The sequence below is a fragment of the Bacteroidota bacterium genome (assembly GCA_016715425.1).
Lineage (GTDB): Bacteria > Bacteroidota > Bacteroidia > Chitinophagales > BACL12 > JADKAC01.
This window is the reverse complement of record JADKAC010000002.1, coordinates 488,832-515,458: the sequence shown is the minus strand read 5'-3', so window position 1 is coordinate 515,458 and position 26,627 is coordinate 488,832. Positions and strand designations below refer to the sequence as shown.

General features: G+C 34.2%; 21 protein-coding genes and 1 pseudogene. 9 read left to right on the top strand and 13 right to left on the bottom strand.

The window, feature by feature from the left end; genetic code table 11:
* Positions 1-583: 583 nt before the first annotated feature.
* Both IPN31_04065 and IPN31_04060 read right to left on the bottom strand, forming a co-directional pair.
* A pseudogene (locus IPN31_04065) lies at positions 584-2,922 on the bottom strand (thioredoxin family protein).
* Positions 2,923-3,345: 423 nt separating this feature from the next.
* Complete coding sequence (locus tag IPN31_04060; GenBank protein ID MBK8681076.1) at positions 3,346-4,062, bottom strand: HNH endonuclease; 717 nt, start codon at positions 4,060-4,062, stop codon at positions 3,346-3,348.
* A gap of 433 nt (positions 4,063-4,495) precedes the next feature.
* Here IPN31_04060 and IPN31_04055 point away from each other — a divergent pair, with 433 nt between their 5' ends.
* The 5 genes from IPN31_04055 (at position 4,496) to IPN31_04035 (ending at position 7,559) form a co-directional block, all read left to right on the top strand.
* Entirely contained in the window at positions 4,496-5,230 is a 735-nt protein-coding gene (locus IPN31_04055; GenBank protein MBK8681075.1) for a trypsin-like peptidase domain-containing protein, read from the top strand.
* Between the two features lie 311 nt (positions 5,231-5,541).
* Positions 5,542-5,901 (top strand): hypothetical protein, encoded by a 360-nt coding sequence (locus IPN31_04050; protein ID MBK8681074.1) that lies wholly within the window; start codon positions 5,542-5,544, stop codon positions 5,899-5,901.
* 40 nt (positions 5,902-5,941) lie between these two features.
* Positions 5,942-6,460, top strand: a complete 519-nt coding sequence (locus tag IPN31_04045; protein MBK8681073.1) for a hypothetical protein — start codon at positions 5,942-5,944, stop codon at positions 6,458-6,460.
* Between the two features lie 83 nt (positions 6,461-6,543).
* Complete coding sequence (locus IPN31_04040) at positions 6,544-6,882, top strand: hypothetical protein (GenBank protein MBK8681072.1); 339 nt, start codon at positions 6,544-6,546, stop codon at positions 6,880-6,882.
* Between the two features lie 296 nt (positions 6,883-7,178).
* Entirely contained in the window at positions 7,179-7,559 is a 381-nt protein-coding gene (locus IPN31_04035; GenBank protein ID MBK8681071.1) for a DUF1801 domain-containing protein, read from the top strand.
* 301 nt (positions 7,560-7,860) lie between these two features.
* Here IPN31_04035 and purQ read toward each other — a convergent pair whose 3' ends face one another.
* The 8 genes from purQ to IPN31_03995 all read right to left on the bottom strand — a co-directional run bounded on the left by purQ (position 7,861) and on the right by IPN31_03995 (position 15,806).
* Positions 7,861-8,568, bottom strand: a complete 708-nt coding sequence (purQ, locus tag IPN31_04030; protein ID MBK8681070.1) for a phosphoribosylformylglycinamidine synthase subunit PurQ — start codon at positions 8,566-8,568, stop codon at positions 7,861-7,863.
* Between the two features lie 12 nt (positions 8,569-8,580).
* A complete protein-coding gene (locus IPN31_04025) occupies positions 8,581-8,781 on the bottom strand; it encodes a hypothetical protein (protein ID MBK8681069.1) in 201 nt (66 codons plus the stop codon).
* A gap of 183 nt (positions 8,782-8,964) precedes the next feature.
* A complete protein-coding gene (locus IPN31_04020; protein ID MBK8681068.1) occupies positions 8,965-9,567 on the bottom strand; it encodes a hypothetical protein in 603 nt (200 codons plus the stop codon).
* Between the two features lie 9 nt (positions 9,568-9,576).
* The gene (locus IPN31_04015; GenBank protein MBK8681067.1) at positions 9,577-11,043 is read right to left on the bottom strand and encodes a hypothetical protein; all 1,467 of its coding nucleotides are present in this window, start codon (positions 11,041-11,043) and stop codon (positions 9,577-9,579) included.
* A 54-nt stretch (positions 11,044-11,097) separates the two neighbouring features.
* The gene (locus tag IPN31_04010; protein ID MBK8681066.1) at positions 11,098-12,420 is read right to left on the bottom strand and encodes an ABC transporter permease; all 1,323 of its coding nucleotides are present in this window, start codon (positions 12,418-12,420) and stop codon (positions 11,098-11,100) included.
* Entirely contained in the window at positions 12,421-13,023 is a 603-nt protein-coding gene (locus IPN31_04005) for an ABC transporter permease (GenBank protein MBK8681065.1), read from the bottom strand.
* On the bottom strand, positions 12,999-13,916 hold the full coding sequence (locus IPN31_04000; protein MBK8681064.1) for a hypothetical protein: 918 nt from the start codon (positions 13,914-13,916) through the stop codon (positions 12,999-13,001). Before IPN31_04000 ends, IPN31_04005 begins: the two co-directional genes overlap by 25 nt.
* A gap of 24 nt (positions 13,917-13,940) precedes the next feature.
* Positions 13,941-15,806 carry a hypothetical protein gene (locus tag IPN31_03995; protein ID MBK8681063.1) on the bottom strand — a complete coding sequence of 622 codons (1,866 nt, stop codon included), beginning with the start codon at positions 15,804-15,806 and terminating at the stop codon, positions 13,941-13,943.
* A 117-nt stretch (positions 15,807-15,923) separates the two neighbouring features.
* Between IPN31_03995 and IPN31_03990 the strand changes: the two genes are divergently transcribed.
* A complete protein-coding gene (locus IPN31_03990) occupies positions 15,924-16,835 on the top strand; it encodes a TIGR01777 family protein (protein ID MBK8681062.1) in 912 nt (303 codons plus the stop codon).
* Positions 16,836-16,865: 30 nt separating this feature from the next.
* On the opposite strand, the gene IPN31_03985 is transcribed toward IPN31_03990, so the two are convergent.
* The 3 genes from IPN31_03985 to IPN31_03975 all read right to left on the bottom strand — a co-directional run bounded on the left by IPN31_03985 (position 16,866) and on the right by IPN31_03975 (position 20,934).
* Entirely contained in the window at positions 16,866-18,827 is a 1,962-nt protein-coding gene (locus tag IPN31_03985) for a von Willebrand factor type A domain-containing protein (protein MBK8681061.1), read from the bottom strand.
* Positions 18,828-18,918: 91 nt separating this feature from the next.
* A complete protein-coding gene (locus IPN31_03980) occupies positions 18,919-19,860 on the bottom strand; it encodes a nitronate monooxygenase (protein ID MBK8681060.1) in 942 nt (313 codons plus the stop codon).
* Between the two features lie 66 nt (positions 19,861-19,926).
* Positions 19,927-20,934, bottom strand: a complete 1,008-nt coding sequence (locus IPN31_03975; protein MBK8681059.1) for an NTP transferase domain-containing protein — start codon at positions 20,932-20,934, stop codon at positions 19,927-19,929.
* 173 nt (positions 20,935-21,107) lie between these two features.
* Here IPN31_03975 and IPN31_03970 point away from each other — a divergent pair, with 173 nt between their 5' ends.
* The 3 genes from IPN31_03970 (at position 21,108) to IPN31_03960 (ending at position 26,624) form a co-directional block, all read left to right on the top strand.
* Entirely contained in the window at positions 21,108-23,861 is a 2,754-nt protein-coding gene (locus IPN31_03970; protein ID MBK8681058.1) for a CotH kinase family protein, read from the top strand.
* An 86-nt stretch (positions 23,862-23,947) separates the two neighbouring features.
* Positions 23,948-25,219, top strand: a complete 1,272-nt coding sequence (locus tag IPN31_03965) for a serine hydroxymethyltransferase (protein ID MBK8681057.1) — start codon at positions 23,948-23,950, stop codon at positions 25,217-25,219.
* Positions 25,220-25,454: 235 nt separating this feature from the next.
* Complete coding sequence (locus IPN31_03960) at positions 25,455-26,624, top strand: hypothetical protein (protein ID MBK8681056.1); 1,170 nt, start codon at positions 25,455-25,457, stop codon at positions 26,622-26,624.
* Positions 26,625-26,627 lie beyond the last annotated feature (3 nt).

Here is a 26,627-nt window from a genome sequence, read left to right as displayed (position 1 = left end):
ACTATTCACCACTCACTATTCACTATTTGCGTTTTGCCAATTGCTTATTGCTAATTTTTCTCACCATTCACCATTCACCAATCTTCATTGTCTGAACTGTGATTGAATGATTTGTTGATTTGTAGGAATTAAAAAATTCCACTCACTACAATAAGTTATTTTTTAATTGCTTTGCGTTCTTTGCGTATTTTTTCTTAGCGTTCTTTGCGGTAATTTTTTCACTATTCACTTTTCACCACTCACCATTTACCATTGCATTTTGCTTATTGCTAATTGCTAATTGCTTATTATTTATTCACCATTCACCATTCACCAATCTTCATTGTCAGGAATTCAAATTCCACTCACCACATAAGTTATTTTTAATTGCTTTCTTCTGCATTTTTTAGCTCTTGCGGTAATTTTTTCACTATTCACTTTTCACCACTCACCATTTACCATTGCATTTTGCTTATTGCTTATTGCAAATTATTTTTCACCATTCACCATTCACCATTCACCATTCACCATTCACCATTCACCATTCACCATTCACCATTCACCATTCACCATTCACCATTCACCACTCACTTTTCACCATTCACTACTTAACCGCAGTTACACCTTGTTGCAAATACGCATCCAATCCACATTGTAAAAACTCTGCATACTTACTTACATCCGGTTCGTAAGGTGAAGGTTGATTCAGCATTTTTCCATCAGGTGAAATAAGTACATAATACGGTTGTGAATTCACGCCGAAATAACTGCTTTGAAAATCACTCCACTTATTGCCAACCGTGCGAATTTTTTTACCACTAAATGCAGAAATATATTGATCCTCTTCCGGCAACATTTCTTTATCATCCACATATAAACTCACCAATACATATTTTGAAGAAATCAAATCATACACTTCTTTCTCCGGCCACACATGCTCTTCCATTTTTCTGCAATTCACACAAGCCCATCCTGTAAAATCTATCATTAGTGGCTTACCTGTTTCTTGTGCAAATGCAATTGCTTCATCAAAATCATGAAAGCAATTAAGCCCTAACGGACAATGTGAATCCTGCTGATAAATACTATAGAACATCGGTGGTGCAAATCCACTTGCCAATTTCGGATTAGAACCTTTAATTACTCCATATCCAAAATATCCCGTAAAAATAAAAATATCACAGCAAGAATTCCACGTACAGGAGAAAGTTTTAATTTCCCCGGACTATCATGCGGAAATTTCAGCCATCCCATCAGATAAATAAATATGCCTAAACTGCAGACTGCCCATATCGCAAAAAATATCTCTCGCTTTAATAATCCCCAATGCGAAACAAGATCCGCATTACTTAAAAATTTAAATGCAAGTGCCACTTCTATAAATCCCAATACCACTTTCACACTGTTCAGCCATCCACCGGATTTTGGAAGTTTATTCATCATCTGCGGGAATGCCGCAAATAATCCAAATGGAATTCCGAGTGCCACACCAAAGCCTATCATGCCTACTAATAAATTCATTTGTCCGCCTTCTGCTGTTAGTGTGCCCACTAATAAACTGCCCAGTATCGGACCAGTACATGAAAACGAAACTAAAGCTAAAGTCAGAGCCATAAAAAATATACCTACCAATCCGCCAACAGAAGAAGCATTATCCGCTTTATTCAACCATGAAGCCGGTAGTGTGATTTCGTAAAAACCAAAAAATGAAAATGCAAACACCATGAACACCACAAAGAATCCCACATTCAAATACACACTTGTAGAAATTGCATTTAATGTATCCGGAGGTAGTTTATAAATTACAAACGGCAGAGATAACAATGCATAAATAAGCACAATACAAAAGCCATAGAAAAATGCTTCGAATACACCCTTCGATTTATTTTGCGAACGCTTCGTAAAAAAACTCACCGTCAGCGGAATCATCGGGAACACACACGGCGTAAGCAATGCAATTAATCCCCCGATAAATCCCAATAAAAAAATACTCATAAATCCTTTGTTCGCTTCATCAGCCGCCACTGCCTCGCCACCACATAAACTCAACGGTGTATTATCAATATTAAATTGCAGTGCAGCAGTATCCACTTGTAGCGAAGTTTCTTCACCCTCTTCAGATACTACACCACTTATTAAATCAACAGAAAACTCTTTTATTTCCGATGGCAAACATTGCGTAGCATCACAACACATAAATTCATAAGAACCTTTCACGGTTGCGCTGCTGTCGTTAACCGTAATTTTTTGTCGGAAGTGTGCCTCATGTTTAAAATATTTCAGCAGCATATTATCAAAAAGCGGTTCCTTCTGTTCCTCTGGTTTTATCACCTCTTCCACCTTACCATTTAAAGTATAGCCACCCGTTTTAGCATTCGAAAAAGTAAACGAAGTTGGTATCGGTCCGCCCGGTTTTATATCCTGCGCATACAGTTTCCATCCATCATCTATCGTAGCCTTAAAATGAATATAATATTCCGTGTCCGATATCTTTTCCGAACTCACCTTCCATTTCACCGGAGTCAGCAAGCCATTCGTAGTAGTAATTTTATTATCAAGTGTTTCGCCCGCATCCGCTTTCAGATTAAAAGTAAAATCAATTGCATCCGGTGGCAGACATTGCTTATCGTCGCAAGTCATAGATTCCACATATCCTTTCAGCACCACATCTTTAGTAACCGTAACCACTTTGCGCAGCGTCAGTCTTTTCTTGTAATAACTCAGCGTCATGTTGTCGAACAGCGGTTCCACAGCCACCTCTTTTCTACCCAATGCCTCCAATGGTTTCGACAAATCAATACCCGCAGGCACCCCTTCAAAATTCACCGAAGTCGGTATCGGTCCACCCGCATCTATGTCTGTACCATACACTTTCCAGCCATCCTCTATCGTCGCTTTAAATATTAAAGTGTATTCATTAGGTCCTGTTTTTTCCGAGCTCATTTCCCATTGCACAGGATTTAATATCTGCGCCCGGGCCACAAAAGCGAATAATACCGATACTATTAATGTGCTGATTGTATAAAAACTTAATTTCCTCATACCGTTAAAAATTACATCGGTAAAGTTAACCCATTCACCTTTTAATTAATTCCTGAATGGCTTTCCACTTCTTATCTTGACATGTGGAGGAGAAGAATTTTGAAATAGATTTTTTAGGAGCTATTTCCTGGAAAAGATTTCGGATGAAGTGTTGCAGCAATTTAATAAACAAGAATAAAAATAATTAGGAGCTATTTCCCGCTATCCGTTCCAAGTCCGCCCCCGTGAAAAACGGGGGGGCTTCTTCTCCCTGGGGGCTAAAATGCTATGTGTTTTAAAAGTTCTAATTCTTCAATATAAAAATCTATAAAAAAAAAAATTGGATTAAAATAATTTTAAGCTTTCAACACTTAAAGTATCCAATTTTCGATGTAACATGCGATGACAATTTGAACATACAAGTGCAAGATCAATTAGACTTGTTTTAGTTGTGCTTGTAAAATCTGAAAGTGGAATACGATGATGACATTCAATATATTTATATCCTAACTCACCATATTTTTTATGAAAATCAAATTCGCAAGCTTCACATAATAAATATCCATTTCTCTTAAATTCTGCTTCCTTCTTTTTCTTAATAATAGTAGAGTCTCTTTCACGATACTTATGTAGCTTAAAAATAACGGCGCCTTCTTGAACGGTATTAAGTTCTCCTTCTTCCTCTTCAGGAATAATATAAAGCTTGTTTGGCAATTCAGGATCTGAAGCAATTTGCCTTATATGTATAGCTAATTTATGAAGATGCTCAGTATTAAATTGAAATTCTTCAAATACTTTTTTATCTAAATGACTATATGCTTGCATTCCTTTACCAGTATAACTTGAATCTATTGCAAGAAAATTACTGAGCTTTAATCCAACCCCATTTGGATTTCTAAATTTCACCTCATCAGGTCTTATATCAAAAATGGGTAATCTATTAAGCAATCGGGAAAGCTCAATAATGTCTGGATTATTTGCATGTATTTTACCTGGCTCTAATCTGGAATAAAGGTCAAGTGCTAAAATAATTTCATCTCTATGCCAAGGTGGATTACGCATTTGAACCTTTAACTATTTATTCTCAAGATTTATTTAATGGTTTGAAGATAGTTATTTCTTGCTCATTCTATCCCATTATGAAAATAAGACTTAGATTGATAAAAATCATATAGACTTTTATTTCGGTAAATACCCAGTACTCTTTTTCCAATAATAAATAACCGAACATCAATACTCACCCGTTTTTTCAATTTCTAGTTTTATGCTACTTTCATGCTCACCTCAGATTAGTAATAGTACTTAAGGTCAAATAAAATTTCGTTCTTCATTTTTTTTATTTCCAACTTTAATAAAAATTTTTTTTTGATAACAATATTATTAATCAACAATTGTACTTTAGCCTATTCATAGTTATTAATTAATAATTACATAGCTCTAAGGTGCTAATCAATTATGGAGTAGCATTATTGCAGCTATCTAAATAAAATTAATCATGCAAAAATATTTGTACCTAATTCTTATTTCTTTTTTTGGTTCTAATTCTTTCTCTCAAGACTATAATTTAACATTAGAACTTCAAAGAACATATAATATTCTAAAGGATAGTGCAACTGGAACATGTTTTTTAATAGAATCAAATCAAAAGAACTATTGGGTTACAGCAAAACATGTATTAGGTCAAGTTAAAAACAATCAAAAGATTGATTTTTATATTTTGCACGATAATAGTTGGACAATTAGTTCTGGAATTGTTTTATTGCATTCAAACCCTTCAATTGATATCGCATTAATAGTTCCATCTGACACAACTAAAGTAAATGCAATAAGTATAAGACAAGTCGAAGCTGTATTGGGAGATGAAGGCTTTTTTCTTGGATATCCTTTTGGTATGAGGACTAATGATAATAGCAAGTTAAATGGAGGTTTCCCTTTTCCTTTAATTAAAAAATGTGTGTTCTCTGGCAACTACAATGAAAACGGACTTAATATCTTGATTTTTGACGGAAATAATAACCCTGGATTTTCAGGAGGACCAATATTCATTAACGATAGATTCGACTCAAATAATACTAAGCTATATTTATTTGCAATTGTTTCTTCTTATTATCCTCAGAAGAATCAAATGATAACACCTGTTGGTACATTCGACTACGTTGAAAACTCAGGGATTATTTTCGCCTACAGTTCAGGATACATAAAAGAAATACTTTCACTAAATGGACTTTAAATTTTTAATGATGATAATCTTTTATCATCTATCCATTAACAATCAGAACCCCACATCCCCCTTCCCCACCTTTTTAAATTTAGCTTTACACTTTGCAAAATCAGAACTTTTCTTTCTATCTGAAATAGCAACTCCTCAAAACAAAAACAATATACCCAAAACCGAAAAATGATTTCTAAAATTAAAGTATCCACTATCTATGAATGCTCCTTAGAAAGAGCATTTAAAACACCAATGCTTTGCGATGTTTCAAAAGTGCATACCGGTTTTGGAATTATGCCCAAAGTAACTCACTGCACCGAAGATGAAAATTGGGGACAGCCGGAAGTACAAAGAAAGTATTTGCTGCAAAATCATTCTCTCAAAAAGGGGGCTTTGCTTCCGTTGATAAAGTAATTGAACGCATTGAAAATAAATATTGGAAAATAGAGGTGAGTGATTTTCAATCTTGGATGTTAGGCTTCTATAAGTTTGAAGGCGAATGGAAAACGACAGAACTCGAACCTAATAAAATTGCTGTTGAATATGTGTATTCCTTACATTCAAATATTGCTATTCTTTATCCATTAAATTGGTTGTTTGCAAATGCATTCTGGAAAACATATATGAAAAGAGTGTTAGAAAATGTAAGAGTGATGGCATATAATAATGAACCCTATTTATATGCATAGAAAAAGTTAAAAACGTTTTAATAAATAAAATTCAACAATTTTGAATCGTAAAGAACTTCTAATATTTTTTACCTTCTTTATACAAGCTTGCAATACTCCTGATATGAAAATTACTGTCGCTGATAAAATAATAATTGCAAACATTCCCAGTGGTTCAGGTATTATTAAATCAGGTGATGCCTATTATATTATTGGCGATGACTCTCCTTTTTTATTCGCATTGAATAATGAATTTAAAGTCACTTCCCAAACACAGCTTTTAGATGCAGCTAATTTTTCAGATAATAGAATTATTAAATCAGAAAAGCCTGACTTTGAAGCAGTGGAAATGATTGGAGAAAATGAAGTCGTGATTTTTAGTTCCGGTTCTAAATCTCCTCAAAGAAATATTTTTTTTCGTATCCTATTAAACGATTCTTTAATTATCGAGAAGCATGATGTTACTGACTTTTATGATAAGCTCAGAAAATTACCGATACTAAAAGATTCAGAATTAAATATTGAAGCAACTGCTTTTACAACAATCAGATTTTTCTTTTTAATCGCAAAAAGAATGTAATTATACAATTTGATTATAAAGATTTATTAGCTTACTTAAGAGAAGAGATTGCATTTCCAAAACCGGAAATCAAACAATTTATCTTGCCAAAAATAAATGGAATAGAAGCCGGCTTTTCCGGAGCCACAGCTTTAAAAGGAGAACCCAAAATTATTTTTACCGCATCGGTGGAAAATACAAATAATGCGTATGATGATGGTGAAATCTTAGGAAGTGTTATTGGTGTAATTGATATTTCAAATAATACAATCTCTGATGCTATTATTTATTGTCAAATACCTAATACAGATATTAATTTAAAAGTGGAATCAGTAACTGTTGAAGAAGAAATTGCAAAAGGAAAAATAAAAGTGATTCTGATTACTGATGATGATCAGGGTAATTCAACTATACTTAAAAGTATCCTGGAATGGCAAAATTAATTCTCAAATAATTCACTCGTTAAGTACTTGAATTAATTTAAGTTTTATATTGTGATATCAGAAAGCATCACCCTGTTCTCTCCATTCCCTGCACCGGAAAACTATTAATACACCATCTAAACCTATTAAAAAAAATACACGGCAAAGTGCAATAAGATGCACTTTAAGTGGTAATAGATAGGAAATTTTTTTCTTTTCCAATTAAAAGAGCCGTATAATGCACCTTTTTTAAATAAAAAAACAAAACACACCTATTTACAATTCTATCAAACCAGATATAAAAAACTGATAACGGAATGAATCACGATATTGACAATTTTTATTTAACCAAAGAAGAACCCAACAGAAGTTGTTTGATTGCATTGCGAAATATTATTCTTAATCAGGATACTGATATTACCGAAACTCAGAAATATGGAATGCCTTGTTTTTGTTTTAAGAACAACATGTTTTGCTATTTATGGACTGACAAAAAATCGAATGAACCATACATACTTATGGTAGAAGGTAAATATCTTAATCACCCGGAATTAGAAGAAGGCAATCGTAACCGAATGAAGATTTTAAGAATAAATCCAAACAAAGACTTGCCGATAAAAACTATTGAAAGCATTTTGCTAAGCGCACTGGAATTATATAAGAATGGTAAGATTAATTCAAAAAAATATGAAAATTAATATTTCGTACTATTTTTAGAAATCATCAAAAATTATCACTTCTAAAAAATATGTATGTCACCTGAAGAACAAGAAGAGCTATTCAAAAAAATTTTTTATGGACTTGAAGTAACTTATGAAAAACTTATTGAATATTAAAAACAGAAGAATTCTGTGCTAGTTATTTTACAGGAGGGTAAAATCGTAAAAACAAAACCGGAATAAACGTATATTTTCTAAACATGAATTATTGATATACCTATTTTTTTTTACATATATCCCTGCGCTCTTCGCCCTCTGACCACAGTAAAAAAATAATTATTTACACGCCCACCGGCACACCTTTTAAAAACGATTGAAAAATTAATCTGCCATCTGTGTTTTTAAGAATTTCTTCCGATGCTCTTTCAGGGTGTGGCATCATACCAAACACATTGCGATTTGCATTACAGATACCTGCAATATTATACAAAGCACCATTCGGATTTGCGGCATCTGTTATATTGCCTTCTTCATCGCAATAGCGAAATAATACTTGTCCGTTATTAATTACTTGTTGTAAAGTTTCTTCATCTGCATAATATCTTCCTTCTCCATGCGCCATAGGAATTTTTAATACTTTCGACAATGGAATATTTGCAGTCATGCGGTTATCATTATTATCCGCTTTCAGATAAATATTTTTACAAATAAATTGTTGACTTGCATTTTCTAATAATATACCGGGCAACAATCCAGCTTCACATAAAATCTGAAAACCATTGCAAATACCTATTGCATAACCACCATTATTACAATGCGCAATCACTGCTCCCATTATCGGACTGAAACGTGCGATTGAGCCTGTGCGCAATGCATCACCATAAGAAAATCCACCGGGCAATAATACACAGTCGTTGGTGGTGAGTCCGCCAAGATCATTTTGTTTGTGCCATAATTCTACTACTTCACAATGCATTACGTTGCGCATTACGTGAATTAAATCCTGATCGCAATTACTTCCCGGAAAGGTTACTACTCCAAATTTCATAGTTGAAAATTATTATGCAAAGTTAATATATTGAAAAGTGAAAACAATTCCCATACATGTCAAATGTAATATCTCGGCAGTGTCCCGATTTTTTAAATACGATAAATAGTAACCAATGATAATTGCAAATGGAATTGCAGCAGAAACAAATGCAGGAATGGTGATATAGCTATATAGAAATCCGGAAACTGCTCCAAATACTGCAAGGATCATCAGGGCATAAAGGTATTTTCTAATCTGTACTAAAAAGCCTCTCGAACGCTGATTTACAAAAGCAATAGCTGGTAATAAAAAACAGAGTACAAGAAAACATTTTATATACACGATAAAATGAGTTTGCGGAATTGTATTTTTGAAAATGGAATTATTACAGAAGTGGTCAATAAATCCGTGGAATCATACCAGAAACAAGCAGTAAACACTAAAAAATACTATTGTAATAAAACCGGAAATAAAAACGAAAAATTCACGCACAGTAGAAGAGCGCAATGCATATAATGCGTAAATACTAAACAAGGAATAAATTGCTGCAGGGAAATAAATAATACTCATGCATCCATTTAAAAAACCCGAATTGAAAAATGTCGTATCTGCACTTTTTTGATTATACACGCCAAACAACATTGCAATTAAAAGTGGTATAAAAAGATTAAGTATCAATGCTGGGGTAAATGCAATGAACTCATCAAATAAATAAATCAATAAATAATAAATTGCTGCCGGCACCAGATTTAATTTAGATGTAATTTTAAAAGCACGCAACAGTATAGAAAGTAAAATGCCCTGAATAAAAATGATGGTTATAGTGATATAGAATAATTGCTCCGGACTCAAATTATCCATATTTAGAACGTTTATAAAAAACCAATCAAAAATAGGAGTATGTAATTCAATGGGATTATAAGCATTAAACAAAACAGGATGTATGTTTAATGCAGCAAAATAGAGCAGCAAAAAAACAAAAGAAAAAGGATTGGCCGACTGCAATAATTTTAGCACCGTGTGAAATTAAAACTCAATACTGATAAAGGCTAAATTGCGCTTGTGAATACTTGGAATGATTACTTCATTAAATGCCACTTGTTTACCGGCTTGCGGTCGCAATTCTACTTCTTGCTTAGATGGATTGAACAAGCTTTTGCGATTTAATGTGCCGTCTGCCAGCATTTCATATTGTATCACATTCGAATTTTGTGAAATGTCTTCATTGTAAATAAAAAATAACCGCTCGATACAATTTGCAAATACAAAAGAGGAATATGCACCACGATCTTCTTTAGATACCTGTCGCTTGCGAATAATATTTGTCCAGTCAATTGTTCCCAGAGGGGATATACTTATAAGAAATACATCATTGTATTCGTAATAATCAACTTCCCGGGTAGAAGTGCGATAACCGTAATAAGGATCGTAATTAGTAAAGTCGTAATTCTCTGTTGTTTTTTGAAAATATTCCGATACCAACAATGCACCACCATCGGCTCTTGGAATTATCTGCATTGGTTTGTAAACAGGTATATACTTTTCTGATTTATCTGTTTTTGAAGAAATACTACTCAGCAATTCGGGTGAAAATTGTTCTGCATTTCTATTTAAAATTTCTCCGTCGAAAGGATCTATTTGCAGAAATACATAACCTGTCATCGAATTTTTATTTTGATCACCTGTAAAACCAATTGCAGTTATTGTATTGGTATGATTATCTACATCCAATTGCATCTCCCGCATACAATCCTCTTCTTTTATGTAGGCAATAATATAACTGTCTTTCACCGTTCCGCATGCAATGATATAAGAAACTTCCGCTTTTTCTTTTTTACAGGAATATTCTTTATTGCTGAATAAAAAAATAGGTATTCCTGCATTGCTCACCAAAGATTTTTCATTGGTAGCATCAAAATTAGCAGTGGGCATATCCACCACATTTACACTGGTTATTTTTCCTGTTGAATTTATAACTGCGGAAAGTAATTTACTGATTTTTCCTCCGCCAAATTCATATTGATATGCCATTGCAAATTCACCATTGCCAGAACGCAAGATGGTGTAATCAGAAAAATTATCTCCTATACGTCTGCTTGTTGAATCAATAATAATCGGTTCACCTTTTCTATCCGCATCTTCTCCAAATACCTGTGCAATTAGGAATGTTTGTTTGTTTTCTTTTTTAGTATAAAAATGAAATATTTGATTGCCAATTTTCAATACTTCTTTGCTTTGATATTCAGGTGCTTTTACGGTGATTTCCTTTTTGCGTCGCAAAGTCATTTGAGCATCATAAAACTCAAGTTCATCTTTATACTTGTATTTTTTATAGACTACAAGATCGCCGCCATTCATTCTGCCAACCACATCAAAACCCTCTAATTCAGAACTGAGTTTTTCTTCGTTAGAGATATAAATATTTTGAGCAATGGAAACAGAACCATTGTAAATGGTGAAAAGGAGAATTAAAATTTTAAAATAATTTTTCATTGCAAAATATAACGCAGCCAAACATAGCTTGTTTTGATTGTAAATTTACAAATATCAATTGTTAAGCTTCGGGTCAAATGCATCACGCAAACCTTCACCTATCAGATTGTATGTAGTTACAGTAATAAAAATTGCCAATCCCGGGAAAACAACCAGCCACCATGCATTGAAATTTGAACGACCTTCATTTACTAAGGAGCCCCATGTTACCGATTCCGGTGGAACTCCTACACCAAGAAATGATAGCGAGGACTCTACTAAAATAGCGGAAGCAATTCCAAATGCAATGGCAACCAACGCCGGAGCAATTCCATTGGGCAAGGCATGTTTTAATAACATACGTTGCCGGCTATAACCTAAAGATTGTGCTGCTTGCATAAATTCCAAATTGCGAATGCGCAACATTTCCGCACGGGTAAATCTTGCAATACCTGTCCATGATGTGAGCCCGATAATTATCATCACATTGACAAGCGAAGGTTTTGCAATTGCAGCAATAGTAATTATCAAAATAAAAATTGGAAGGGAATGAATGATTTCAATTAAACGGGAAACAATATTATCGGCAGGAATGTGGATGACTTTTTTTGCAAAAGGAAGCATGCCAATAAACTTTCCAATAAATGAAAACATAAAAACAATAATTGCAAATATGCAAAGGCTGATTAAGAATTGAAATGCAGCAGCTATTCCGGAATGTTGCAATGCATCTTCCAAAATAAAAGTGCGCATATGAAATGCATAATACCATGCAAAGAAAAATCCGAGGATAGTTGTCCAGAATCTGCCTCTGCTTGTTTGTAAAATATTATCGCCAAAAAATCCTGCAATCATGCCGAGTAATAATCCGACTATAGTTGCAATACCCATTGAAATAATTCCAATGCTAAGGGAAATACGTGTGCCGTGAATTAATCCGGCAAGTACATCTTCTCCTAAATTATTTGTGCCCAACCAATGACGAAAACGAGTGGGCATTTCAATCAATTTTCCATCCGACGATTTAAAAAATTGTTGACCGGAAGGACTTTTAAAATTGCTGTTCGCATAATCTTTTACTCCGGGAGAATAGGGAATAGGTGCCCAAATTACATTATCAAAAGGCAATTGTTTCCAATCGTCATACTGTGCATTTATTTGTAAAGTAGTTTCATTATTCTTTGTTAGTGTATAATTTTTTTTATGACTGAATGCAGGAAAAATAGTTGTGTGGCCATACTTTGCATATAATGGTTTTTCATTTGCAATTATTGGAGCTAATAGTGCAACACAAATTAAAATGAACAATACATATAAAGCAAAATAAGCAGGGCGATGTTTTTTAAATTGACGCCACACCATCTTATTGTAATGCTGATATGTAATTTGTTTTTGCATTTATTTGTTGTAAATAATTCTTGGATCTGCAATGCTGTATAAAATATCCGCAATTAAATATCCCAACAAAGTGAGTACACCGGTAATTGTAAAAACACTTACTATAACCGGGTAATCCTGATTGTAAATTGCCTGTATTATTTCCCTACCCATTCCCGGTATTGTGAAAATAGTTTCGAGGATTACAGAGCCACCTATTGCTGCCGGAAAAATATTTGAGAACACAGTAATTATTGGAAGCAAAGCATTGCGGAAAACATGTTTGTACAACACTTTATTTTCACTCAATCCTTTTGCTTGTGCAGTGCGGATATAATCCATAGAAATTATTTCGAGTGCGGATACTCTTGTAATTCTGCTGAGGAAAGCAAGTTGAGCATAGGTGTAACATATTGTCGGCAAAATAAGATAGGGAATATGAATACGAATCATTTCGAAAAAGCTAGCATCTTTTGGAATTCCTTCTACAGGCTGCACACCAGAAGCAGGAAATATTTTTAATATATCCGGATTTGAAAACGTCATTAATAGTAAGGTTGCAGTCCAAAAAACAGGCATGCTGTATAACACAAATAAAATCACTGTACTGCTGCGATCAAACAATCCATTTTTTTTGCTGCCGCTTTTAATCCAATTGGAATGCTAATTAAATATGCCAACAGCACAGAAGTGAATGTGAAGAATAATGACCAGCCAATGCGTGAACGGATAATATTTGAAACGGGTAATTTCGTGGTATAAGAAATTCCCATATCACCACGAATAATTCCTTTTGAATTCAGTGCATTTTTTCCGGTTAACCAATTGCCATCACCAAATATCCAACGATGATATTGATTGTTGGAATGCCAATGCAATTGTGGAATATAATTTTTCCAGAGTGATTTATTTTCTTGAAGTGCTACATATTTATTTCTGACATCATTCACCAATGCAATATCAGAATTAAGGAAAGGATTGTCAGTATATATTTTTTCTAATGTACTGATACGTGATTCAATGATTTCAGTGTCATAAGAAATCAGCAATGCCTTCACCGCAACTATTCCATTATTGGTTTCACTCACTGCATCAGCATGCGAAACAGGTGCAACAGAAACGGAGTCTAATTGAATATTTTGGAAGGAGGTATATAAATTATGTAATGCAGAATTATAATCACTTATTAATTGCCAGTTACCATTTTGTGCAATCAATCTTTTTAACGCATTGCGTTCGTTAGCATCTGCAATTTTATACAATGTATCCGGGGTGGCGATATTGCTGACATTGATATAAAATACAGGAAGGTCAAGTCCTAATTGTTTTCGAACCACCATTTTTTGTTCCTGCAAATTTTGTGGTTCCAATTGCAAATCTCCTCCCGATTGTGAAATAGATACCATGCGGTCAACAGGATCTCCGGGCGCATTAATACTGATTATAAATGCAAGCAGAGATATCAGAATAAGCGTAGGAATAAAAAACAACATTCTTTTCAGAATATATCTGCTCATTCTTTTACATTTTCCTGGAACAAATTATTTATTGATTTCTGTTTGCTGCATTGCCGATGTCAGCAGTTTTAAATTATTAAGAACTACACCCGGCCGCTCGAAAGTCATATATACATTTCCAAATCGTTTATGCATGACTATTTTTCTTGAACTGGAAAAAATCATGATATAAGGTTGTTCATCGTAAATGATTTTATGCAAATGTTTTACCATGGGTAAACGCAAACTATCGCTTACCGTAGTTTTTATAGAATCAATTAACGCATCAGTTTGTGCATCTCCGAAACCGGTATAATTACTACTGCCATTTGCCCATGAGCTTGTATGCCAGAGTTGGGTATAATCTTCAGGTAAAAAACTACCTGCCCATGCACCCATATACATATCGAAATCATGTTGTGATACTTTACCGGCCAATGTAGATAAATCCATTTGCGATAGTGTTACTTCATACCCTGCTTTTCGTAATTCACCTGCCACCATTTCTGCCATTTGCTCAATAAATTTTCCTCCCATGCTGAATATAAATTCAATTTGCAGCTTTTCTTTTTTACCATCAATTACTTTATCTAAAATATTATCGCCATCCGTATCTGTCCATCCTGCTTCTGCTAATAGTTGTTTTGCTTTTTCGAAATTATATTTTACTAAAGGTAAATCATGATTATACCCATCTTTAAATGGCGGGATTGCCGCATTCCATTGTTCTGCTTTTCCTGAATAGACTATATTGATAATATCATCAGTAGGGATTAAATACGAAGTTGCCCATCGCACATTGATGTCATCAAAAATTTTCTTGTGTTTTACTCCATCGGGTTTCATATTTAAACCGATATAATTAAAATTATAATTGCGGGCAAAAACATAATTATAATTCTTTATGAAATTAGAATCTTTCTCCAGATCAATGACATTTTGTGTAGAAAGCCAAACGCTCACATCAATATCCTGAGATTTTAATTCCAGCGTTTGTGCATTTGCATCCGTAATGATTTTAAAAATGAGTTTATCTGGAAAGGCTGTTTGAAAATTTTGTTTATCTGCAATATTTGTACTCCAATGGTTTTGTTTTTTTTCCAGAATCATGGATTGCCCTCGTTCCCAACTTGTTACTTTATATGCGCCTGACCCATTAAATAATGTTATGTCATTTCCATACTTTCCATTGTTGAATTCCGTACACCAATTTTTTATTGGTGCATCCGCTGTATTGGCAAATTCTGTATTATTAAATTGTTCAAAAGAATAATTATTGAGTACACCATTCGGATCATAAAATTTTTGTTGAATTATTGCCAGGTTAGTTGTAAAAGCAATGCTTTGCACATAAGGCCTTTTCATCACCATTGTAAAGCGTTGTGGATTGGATGCATCAACAGTTATTGTCTGTAAATTTTCCATGTATGATTTCTGCATCGCATTTTCAATCAATGGGCATTTATTTACTTTATAGGTGAAAATAATATCTGCAACAGTTATAGGTGATCCGTCATCCCATTTTGCATCAGATCTTAATTCATAAGTAAACGACAATCCATCATCAGAAACTGTCGGTAAAGCGACTGCAAGATCAGGTGCTAACGTCAAATTAATTGCATCACCCGTTAATAAATAATTATAAGTAAGATTTAGTAACCATGATCTGGCGGAAGTACGGCCATTTGTAGGATGTATATTATCCGGATCACCAATCCAATGATTCACCACAACATTATCCGTTTTCCATCCGGGCAAAAATTCTTTTGCATCTTCAATAAAAATAGATTTTTGACTTTCTGTGATATTCTTTACTTCGGCAGATTCACCTGAGTCCTTATTGTTACATGCGGAAATACTTAAAACAAGAATATAAGCTCCGGAAATAAATAATGTCTTATTAAATTTCATAATGGATGATTTATGTTACGATTAAAAGTACTGTATTTTGAAATACCTATTTTAACCGATACACAATTTGAATGTTAGATTGAACAATTTGACTACATTTTACTTTAATGAGAGAGAATGATGAAAAAAGTATTAATAGCAGGAGGCAGCGGGTTAATTGGTAGCCGCTTAACAAAATTGTTACTGAAAAATAATTATGAAGTTGCTTGGTTAAGCCGTGGTAAAAGAGCGATACATGGAGTGCAATTATACCATTGGGATATTGATAAGCAAGAAATTGATATTACTGCTGTGTTATGGGCCGATGCAATTATTCATCTTGCAGGTGCAGGCATTGCAGATGAAAAATGGACTGAAAAACGCAAGAGTGAAATAATTAATAGTCGTGTGAAAAGTATTGCTTTGTTGCGCAATACAATGATTTCTCAGCAGCATTCCATTCAATGTATTATCGCTTCTTCTGCTGTGGGATTTTATGGTGATAGAGATAATGATTTACTTACAGAAACTTCAGCTTCCGGTGATGGTTTTTTAAGTAGCTCAGTAGCGAAGTGGGAAAATGCAATTGATACATTTGCAGATGCAAAGGTGCGTTTGGTTAAACTGCGTTTTGGAATTGTGCTTTCTGAAAATGGTGGTGCTCTTCCGGAATTAAAAAAAACATTACCTATTGGAGTTGCGCCGTTGTTAGGAAATGGGAAGCAATTGTATCCATGGATTCATATTGATGATATTGCAGGATTTATTTTATTTGCTTTGCAACAAGAAAATGTGGTGGGATTATATAATGTAACAGCAAATGTGAATTCCCAAAAACAAATTATGCAATCCTTGCAAAGCGTATATAATACATTTTCAGTTTTAATTCCTGTACCTGTTTTTGTATTAAGAATTATGTTGGGAGAAATGGCAGATACTGTTTTGGTAAGTCAGAATGTGAGCAATAAAAAAATGTTAGATACAGGATATGATTTACAATTTTCGGAAATAAAAACTGCATTACAACAAATAAAAAACAGCCACACCTAAGCATGACTGTTTTATTTACCAGGACGACAATTATTTTACTTGCGCAAAGCCGATAAAAGTTTGCACCATGCCGATGAATTCAGCACGATATCCTTCTTTATCCGAGCCTTTCGCACCATTTGCAAGTTTTACAACAGACTCATAAGTGGCACTGCCTTTATATTCTGAATCACGCAACAACATTCCGAACTCGATAACACTGGAAGCAAAACGAAAATTATCGGATGTCTGTGCAAATGGAATTTTAGTATCTGTAATTGATTTTTCTACAAGCTTGCTTACATCTCCATCCGGTTTTTTATAGCGTAGTTTCAATGTCATTATCTCATTGCTGTATTTTGCATTTTCATTTACTTGTGTTGTTTGATATTTCAAATCTTCACCATCTGTTTTTGATCCTTGCGGAGAAAAATTTGCATTGTCTTTCAGCTTTACTTCATACATGGCAGTAACACGATGTCCTGCACCTAATTCGCCGGCATCTTTTGCATCATTATCAAAATCTTCATTATTTAATAATCTGTTTTCATAACCAATCAAACGATATTCAGCAACTTTTGCAGGATTAAATTCCACTTGTATTTTCACATCTTTTGCGATGGTAAATAATGTGCCCCGCATATCAGTTACAAATACTTTCTTTGCTTCATTTTCATTATCTATGTAATAATAATTTCCGTTACCATTGTTTGCGATACCTTCCATTTTTGAATCTTTATAATTGCCCATTCCAAAACCGCAAATGGTTAAGAACACACCGCTCTTTCTTTTCTCTTCAATTAATCTAACCATATCTGCATTGCCTGATGAGCCAATATTAAAATCACCATCTGTGCATAATATCACACGGTTATTTCCGCCTTCAATAAAATTTTCCATAGCAGTTTTATAAGCAAGTTCAATACCCGCACCACCGGCTGTAGAACCACCGGATTGCAATGCATTTAAAGCATCATTTATTTTTTGTTTTTGAGTTGCAGGTGTGGATGACAATACTAACCCGGCTGCACCTGCATACACTACAATTGCAATGCGATCTTTTTCATCTAAATTTTCAATTAATTTATTTAAAGCAGTTTTTACCAAAGGCAATTTATTTTCTTGCGACATGGAGCCGGATACATCTATCAGGAATACAAGATTTGATGGATCAGCTTTTGAATAATCAATATCTTTCCCCTGTAAGCCTATCATAATTAATTTGGTTTCCGGATTCCATGGACAATCAGAAATTTCAGTATTAATTTCAAAGGGATGTTCCCCGGTTGGATGCGCATAATTATAGTCGAAATAATTTATCATCTCTTCAATACGGACAGCGTCTTTTGGTGGAGCTTGATTATTAGAAATAAATCTGCGAATATTTGAATAGGATGCATTGTCCACGTCAATAGAAAATGTAGAAAGCGGATTTCCAATTACTTTTTTAAATCCATTTTCGTTGATGAAATCGTAGTCTTCTGTATTAAAATCTTCATTGTAATAATCAGAATAGGAATCCTGCATTACAGCACCAGATGAATATTCTCTCTTAGAAACAGCATTTGTATTATATCCAAGTGTTTTACTTTCATATACTGATTCTGCCGGAGTGGAGATAATTATTTCTTTATTCTCAGATAAAACATCTTGTTCATCAATTATAACTTCTTGTTCTAATTGTATTGTAAATTCTAAAGATTGATTTTCTTGTAATTGGATTAAAGTGTCTTTTTCTACATATCCCTTTGCTGTAAATTTCAATGTATAGCTTGCTGCTGCAAGTGCGTTAAAACTAAACGCACCTTTCGCATCGGTGCGTTGAAGAATTTGTTTCCCTTTTATTTCTACCAGTACATTAATAATTGGTGAGCCGGCATCTGTAACAGTTCCGCTGATACTGGAATTTTTATTTGATACAAATGTGGAATGGTGTGTAATTCTCGGTTGAATTGTAAAAAGAGTGGCTGCGGATAAAACAGTTCCCAGAACAATTGCATGTACTATTTTCATTATAATATATTTAATCTGTGATTAATTAGCTGACGAGGAAGAGATGCACAGATTATTTTATTCCATAAATATTTAAGTAAGCATTTATAATTTACAATTGATTCATTTTTTCTTTCGCACTCAAAAATTCTCCCCACATATTATTTAAAATTTCTGCTGCCGGTAAAATGGAATTAAATGTTGCGGATATTTGACCTATCTCTAATTCTCCTTCCTCCAAATCTCCTTCAAACATGCCTTTTTTTGCACGGGCACGTCCTAATAAATTTTTTAATGTTTCTACATCTGCTTTTTCAGAATATGCTTGTTGTACATCTTCAAAAAATTTATTCTTAATAAGTCTTACCGGAGTCAATTCTTTTAATGTTAATTGCGTACTTCCTTCATCCGTATTTATAATCGCATTTTTAAAATTTTGATGTGCACTGCTTTCTTCACTTGCCGCAAATCTGCTACCCACCTGCACACCTTCTGCACCCAACACCATACTTGCAAGCATTGCTCTGCCATCACCAATTCCGCCTGCAGCAATTACAGGAATATCAATTGCATCCGCCACCATAGGAATTAAACACAGTGTTGTTGTTTCTTCTCTTCCATTATGTCCACCGGCTTCAAATCCTTCGGCAACTACTGCATCGCATCCTGCATCCTGCGATTTTAATGCAAACTTTTTACTGCTTACTACTTGCACAACAGTAATTCCTTTTTCTTTTAAAATTGTTGTCCATGTTTTTGGATTGCCGGCACTGGTGAAAACAATTTTTACACCTTCATCTATAATAATCTGCATGTGTTTATCAATGTCGGGATAAAATAATGGCACATTCACACCAAATGATTTTGAAGTAGCTGCTTTACATTTCCTAATATGTTCACGCAATATATCGGGATACATACTTCCGGAACCAATTAATCCTAGTCCACCTGCATTAGCTACAGCACTTGCAAGTTGCCAACCACTACACCAAATCATACCTGCCTGAATTATTGGATATTCGATTTTAAATAATTGCGTGATTCTGTTCTGCATGTTTCAAAAATGTAAAATGATTTTGAAATAAATTTCTATTCAACGATTAAGAAAACAGTTCTACAGTTAATCAAATCTTTGTGAAAGATCAATCTCTGTATTATCGCCGATATTTAAACTCTGACTTAAACCTTTAATCGTTGCATCGCTGCCGATTACGGAGTGATGTAATACCACGTCATCAATAATTGCATAATTTCCTATTATAGAATCTTTAACTATGGAATAGCCGATAATGGTATTTTCTCCAATAGTAACATTTGGCCCGATGATAGAATTTTTTATGTTACATCCTTTTGCAATACTTACAGGTTCATTGATAATTGTATTTTCTACTTTAATATCCTCCGATGTATTGCCTCCGGTTTTGCGCAATAGGATTGCATTGGTTTCCAATAAAATTTCTTTTTTGCCACAGTCATACCAGTTCAACACCTTAAAGCCCTGAATTTTTATTCCTTTTGTTATCAATACCATCAGAGCATCTGTCAGGTGAAATTCGCCTTGTGTTTTAAAACCTTGTTGAATATTAAAATCCAATGCTTCGAATAGTGCATCCGACTCTACAATTTTATAAAAACCCACCAAAGCAAGATTAGATTTTGGAATAGAGGGTTTTTCAATCACACGAATAATAAAACCTTCATCATCTAATTCGGCTACACCGAAATCACGTGGATCATCTACTTTTTTTAAACCTAATGCAGAATAAGGTGAAGCTATTACACTTTCTATATCAGCATCAAAAATGGTATCACCTAAAGCGATGATGATACTTTCATTTTCTTCTATTAATGATTTGCACAACCAAATAGCATGACCTAATCCTTCACGAGTTTGTTGCGGAACAAAATAGGTTTTGATATCTGGAAAATTATTGGTGACATAATCTTCAATTTTTTCTCCCAGATAACCAATTACAAAAACAAATTCTGTAACACCTGCTTTGATTAGTCTTTCTAAAATAAAACCCAATATTGGTTTGCCTGCAACAGGCATAAGTGGTTTTGGTTGAGAGTAAGTATGTGGTCGTAGTCTGGAGCCAACACCAGCTACCGGAATTATTGCCTTCATAAGTTCAAAGATAACCGAAATGAAGAGGCTTTCAGATTTAAACACTTTGTACTTCTATATATCTATGCTTAACCGCTGTCACGAATGGTTGTTTAAGTAAAATCGACTGACAAGCGGCTGACATTAACAGGCTATTAATATGTAACTTTATACATTGTTATAATATTCACACAATGAAAAAATATTTACTCCTTCCTGTCATCTCTATTCTAATTATTTTTCAATCACTCAATGCCCAAGTGGTTATCAATGAATTTTCTGCAGCAAATTTTTCTGATGTTGCAGATAATCATAGTGAGTATGAAGATTGGATTGAATTGTATAATGCCGGAGCAACATCAGTGGACTTAGCAGGATATTATTTAAGCGATAGAGTGGATGAACCTACAAAGTGGATTATACCTTCCGGAATTACAATTGATGCAGGTGCATTTAAACGGTTTTGGTGTTCTGGTCGCAATGTGATTGAAGGAACAAATTATCACACAAATTTTAAAATAACACAAACAAGAGATGTGGAAGCCGTTGTATTTTCAGATGCTTCCGGAACTGTATTAGATTATAATGAAATCGAACAACCCAATCAGATGAATCACTCATGGGGAAGATCAACTGATGGAAGTGCAAACTGGAAAATTTTTATCGATCCCACACCGAATGCATCTAACACCACTACTTCAAAAACAGCGTATGCCACCAAACCGGATATGGAACCTAACTCAGGAAATTATGCAGGTTCTGTTTCAGTAACAATTACATCACCGGATGCGGATGTAACAATCAGATACACAACAAATGGTTCTGCACCAACAGCGGCATCCACATTATATAGCAGTGCAATTAATATTACAGAAACTTCAGTATTGCGCACTATAGCATTTTCGACTGATGGTGAAATTTTACCGAGTTTTATTTCTTCTAATACCTATTTTATTGATGAAGTAACTACAATACCTATTCTTTCAATTGCGAGTGAAAATGTAGATGATTTATTGAATGGAAATGGATGGCTGGAACCAATCGGTTCGTTTGAATTATTTAATGCAGCATTTGAATTAGAAGATGAAGCGCAAGGTACTTTCAATGAACACGGAAATGATTCATGGGCTTATGATCAACGTGGTTTCGATTATGTAACTCGTGATCAGTTTGGTTATGATGATGATATTGATTTAGATTTTTTTAGTGATGTTACTGATCGAACTGGTTATCAAAGATTAATTGTGAAAGCTGCAGCAAATGATAATTATCCGTATGAAGACGGGGCACATTTGCGTGATGCATATGTACATCACTTAACAGAGCTCGGACATTTAGAATTAGATGAGAGATCTACATTCTTTGCTATCGTTTTTGTGAATGGTGAATATTGGGGAGTATATGATGTGCGTGAAAAAGTGGATGATGCGGATTTTACAGATTATTATTTTGATCAGGATGAATATGAAATGGATTTTATTAAATGTTGGGGATGGACTTGGGCAGAATATGGCACTATGGATGAATGGCCTCCATTTGTAGATTTTGTATTGACCAATGATATGACTGATCCATTAAATTATGCCTATGTAGATGATAACTTAAATACTTTAAGTCTTTGCGATTATTTTATTACAAATACACAAACGGTTTGTAAGGATTGGTTGAATTGGAATACCGGTTGGTGGCGAGGTTATGATCCAGATGGTGGTGCATTGAAGTGGAGATATATTTTGTGGGATGAAGATGCTACTTTCGGACACTACGTGAATTATACCGGAATACCTGATGATTCTCCAGAAGCAGACCCTTGTGATCCTCTTGATATTTCTGCAGATGGCAACGGCCATGTTGACATCATTAATGCGCTGCTAGAAAATGAAACGTTCTTCTCTTTATATGTAAATCGTTTTGCCGATTTAAATGCAACTACGTTTTCTTGTGATTTTATGTTGAGTGTGCTTGACAGTATGAAAAATGTTATTGATCCAGAAATGGAAAGACAAACAGATAGATGGGGTGGATCCTATTCAGGATGGAGTAGTAATTATGATGAGCTTTATGAATTTATTGAAGATAGATGCGCCTATATGCTTGAAGGTATTGAAGATTGTTTTGATACACCTGCTTATCCGGTTACATTAAAAATAGAACCTGTGGGAAGTGCAAATCTTATTAAAGTAAATACATTAACTCCTACTGCTTATCCATTTAATGCAACTTACTATGGTGGTGTAACTTTTTCATTAAATGCATTACCTGCAACAGGATATTTATTTGATCATTGGGAATTTCTACACCATACTCCTACGCCTTCCGATATAGACCCTGCGGTTACTTTAAGTCTTACTTCTTCTGATACTATTATTGCATATTTTACTACTGCAGAATTACCGAGTTATAATTTCTCTTTAGATATTGATCCGATTGGTTCAGGAAATGTTGCAGTTAATACACTCACTCCCGGTTCTTATCCGTATGCTGCTACTTATTTAAGTGGAACAATTATGAATATGGATGCAGTAGCAAGTCCCGGCTATGTTTTCGATTATTGGGAATTGGATAATCATATTGTAAATCCGGATCCATTTACTGCGGATGTATATTTTGCAATGAGCACTTTTGATAATGTGATTGCGCATTTCAGCGATGGAACTCCGATATTAGATTCTGAAAATGATTTTAGCTTTAATATAACTCCGAATGTTACATCGGCAACTATTCAAATAAATATTTCATTAGCGAATGCGGCCGATGTACAAGCAGAATTATTTAGTGTGTCGGGTAATCGCATTGCAGAATTAATTCCTGCATCACAAATAGCCATCGGTACTTTCCAATCATCGTTTGATATATCTACTTACGGAATCAGTTCCGGAATTTATTTTGTGCGATTAATTGCAAACGGAAATACCTTTATTGAGAAAATAATTTTCAACGCAGATTAATAATCATTACATAAAAAAATTAAACGGCTACTTTTCTCAGGTAGCCGTTTTTGTTTTTCTAAATTTGCTGTTATTAAAAAAATGATATGCAACGGGATACCACAATATTTCAATTAATTGAAAAAGAATTACGTCGTCAAACAGATGGCATCGAACTTATAGCAAGCGAAAATTTTGTAAGTCAGCAAGTGTTGGAAGCAATGGGAAGTTGTCTTACCAATAAATATGCAGAAGGATATCCTGGTAAAAGATATTATGGCGGTTGCGAAGTGGTAGATGAAGTAGAGCAGATTGCTATTGACAGATTAAAGGAATTATTTGGAGCGGATCATGCTAATGTGCAACCGCATAGTGGCTCGCAGGCAAATGCTGCTGCAATGCTTGCATGTATAAATCCGGGTGATGTAATACTCGGATTTGATTTATCGCACGGCGGGCATTTAACACACGGTTCACCGGTGAATTTTTCAGGAAGAATATATCATCCGGTTTTTTATGGTGTAGAGGCAGAGACAGGTATCATTAATATGGATAAAGTGGAAGCAATTGCACAAGAAAACAAACCGAAACTTATTATTTGTGGTGCTTCTGCATATGCCCGTGATTGGGATTATAAACGCTTTCGTGAAATAGCAGATTCTGTGGGGGCAATATTATTGGCAGACATCGCTCACCCTTCCGGATTAATTGCAAGTGGCTTATTAAATAATCCAATTCCGCATTGCCATATCATTACTTCTACCACACATAAAACGTTGCGTGGCCCAAGAGGGGGGATGATTTTAGTTGGAAAAGATTTTGAAAATACCTGGGGAGAAAAAACTCTAAAAGGTGAATTAAAAATGATGAGTGCTATAATTGATAGCGCCGTATTTCCCGGTACACAAGGTGGTCCATTAGAGCATGTAATTGCAGCAAAAGCAGTTGCATTTGGTGAAGCACAAACTGAGGATTATAAAAGTTATTGCAAGCAAGTAATTCGCAATGCAAAAGCAATGGCGGATGAATTAGTGAGACGAGATTATAAAATTATTTCAGGTGGAACTGATAATCATTTAATGCTAATTGATTTGCGCAATAAAAATATTACTGGTAAAAAAGCTGATGCATTGTTAAGTGAAGTACATATCACCGTGAATAAAAACATGGTGCCTTTTGATGATAAATCGCCATTCGTAACTTCAGGTATTCGTATCGGCACGGCAGCCTCTACTACAAGAGGTATGAAAGAAAAAGATATGGTGCAGATTGTTGATTGGATTGATACATTAATTATGGCTCCGGATAACGCATCACTGAAAAATCAATTGCAAAAACAGATAAAGGAATTTGCTTCTTCATTTCCTTTATTTCAATAAACTCTTGATTGAGTCTAAAACATTTCTTACGTCTTCAATGTTATTACTACAATTTTAAATTAAGTAGATACATTACTTTTTATTCTTTATTGTATTTTTCAATTCTACACTTTCCAATTGTATAGAAGAGAATAAAACAGTATATTTAAGAATATCAAATTGAAGTGTACTTATATTATTCCTTAACCATGAATTTTCTGTTTTATCAGAGCTACCTTACTAAAATCAATTATCTATGAAAAAAATTATTTACACTTTTTTTATTGCAGTAATAGCAAATATTTCTTTTGCGCAATATGCCCCCGTGAATTTTGATTTTGAAAAATCATGGTTTAATGAAGGAGGTACCTTGCCGGCCGAACAATATTTTATTATTAATAGTCAGGTTTCTTCGGCAACACAATTAGTGGAAGTTACCATTTATAAAAGTGATCCCAACAAACCTCTGTATTTCTCAAACTGGACAAGATCTTTTGGCAATACCTCTCAATCTTTTTCGATGCCGGTGAATTTTCCGTTAAGGGGAAATTCAGATTATTCTTTTCAGATAAATTATTTTATTAATTCCACCGATTATGAAAAAAGTGAAGTGAGTAGAATATTAAATGAAAGATTTGAAGCTTATGTAGATCAAATGGTGGAAGTAAATAATAAGCATATCCGATTAAGAGATAATTATAAAGTGATAATGAGCGATCTGAATGAAATTATGAATGTGAGCATGCGAAATTATAGAAGCAGAACAGGGTTTGACTTTGAGGGATTTAGCAGTATTGTTGAAAATAAAATCAAACAGTTAGAAGATTTAAAATTGAAACGTGCATTTTTATTTGTAGGTAAAAGTGAAGATCAGGAAAAGGTAGATGCAAAATCGGAATTACTGAAAATGCAATTAGATGCGATTAAGCAATTAATAAATTCTGAAGCTGCTCAATATATAAATGTCAACCTTTTATCTCAATTTGATAAAAAAGAAATTACAGATTATCCAACTGAAAAAACAATGCGCACCTTGCCTGTAAATATTGGTTATGCAGGAATTTATGAAAGCGGAAATCTTAAAAATCTTTCTTATGGAACTGCACCCTTTGCAGGTATGTCATTTCCATTAGGTAAGAAACAATTTTCATCTCTATTCTGGAGTAATACTTCCCTATCAATTGGTGTGATGCTAACTAAAATTACGATGTCAAGCGATACGGAATATTCCGGTGCATTATTCGGTGTGCCTCTGTATGCTGCCTTAGGTTATAAGGTATTAAATGTGTTGCGGATTAACGCCGGATTTACCTTGTTGCAAAAAGAAAATAATAACGGTGTTGACGAAAATTTTAATTCTATTTATTTGAGGCCTTTTCTGGGGGCAAGCTTTGAATTTAATGTATGGGCAGGATTATCTAAATAGACT

What these genes read in the sequence shown, in the direction of transcription:
- IPN31_03960 (MBK8681056.1), top strand. Translation starts at nt 25,455, where the DNA reads ATGAAAAAAATTATTTACACTTTTTTTATTGCAGTAATAGCAAATATT.
- purQ (MBK8681070.1), bottom strand. Translation starts at nt 8,568, where the DNA reads ATGAAATTTGGAGTAGTAACCTTTCCGGGAAGTAATTGCGATCAGGAT.
- IPN31_04015 (MBK8681067.1), bottom strand. Translation starts at nt 11,043, where the DNA reads ATGAAAAATTATTTTAAAATTTTAATTCTCCTTTTCACCATTTACAAT.
- IPN31_04060 (MBK8681076.1), bottom strand. Translation starts at nt 4,062, where the DNA reads ATGCGTAATCCACCTTGGCATAGAGATGAAATTATTTTAGCACTTGAC.
- IPN31_03990 (MBK8681062.1), top strand. Translation starts at nt 15,924, where the DNA reads ATGATGAAAAAAGTATTAATAGCAGGAGGCAGCGGGTTAATTGGTAGC.
- IPN31_03985 (MBK8681061.1), bottom strand. Translation starts at nt 18,827, where the DNA reads ATGAAAATAGTACATGCAATTGTTCTGGGAACTGTTTTATCCGCAGCC.
- IPN31_04000 (MBK8681064.1), bottom strand. Translation starts at nt 13,916, where the DNA reads ATGAGCAGATATATTCTGAAAAGAATGTTGTTTTTTATTCCTACGCTT.
- IPN31_04035 (MBK8681071.1), top strand. Translation starts at nt 7,179, where the DNA reads ATGAATCACGATATTGACAATTTTTATTTAACCAAAGAAGAACCCAAC.
- IPN31_04025 (MBK8681069.1), bottom strand. Translation starts at nt 8,781, where the DNA reads ATGATCCTTGCAGTATTTGGAGCAGTTTCCGGATTTCTATATAGCTAT.
- IPN31_03970 (MBK8681058.1), top strand. Translation starts at nt 21,108, where the DNA reads ATGAAAAAATATTTACTCCTTCCTGTCATCTCTATTCTAATTATTTTT.
- IPN31_03965 (MBK8681057.1), top strand. Translation starts at nt 23,948, where the DNA reads ATGCAACGGGATACCACAATATTTCAATTAATTGAAAAAGAATTACGT.
- IPN31_03980 (MBK8681060.1), bottom strand. Translation starts at nt 19,860, where the DNA reads ATGCAGAACAGAATCACGCAATTATTTAAAATCGAATATCCAATAATT.
- IPN31_03995 (MBK8681063.1), bottom strand. Translation starts at nt 15,806, where the DNA reads ATGAAATTTAATAAGACATTATTTATTTCCGGAGCTTATATTCTTGTT.
- IPN31_04010 (MBK8681066.1), bottom strand. Translation starts at nt 12,420, where the DNA reads ATGCAAAAACAAATTACATATCAGCATTACAATAAGATGGTGTGGCGT.
- IPN31_04055 (MBK8681075.1), top strand. Translation starts at nt 4,496, where the DNA reads ATGCAAAAATATTTGTACCTAATTCTTATTTCTTTTTTTGGTTCTAAT.
- IPN31_03975 (MBK8681059.1), bottom strand. Translation starts at nt 20,934, where the DNA reads ATGAAGGCAATAATTCCGGTAGCTGGTGTTGGCTCCAGACTACGACCA.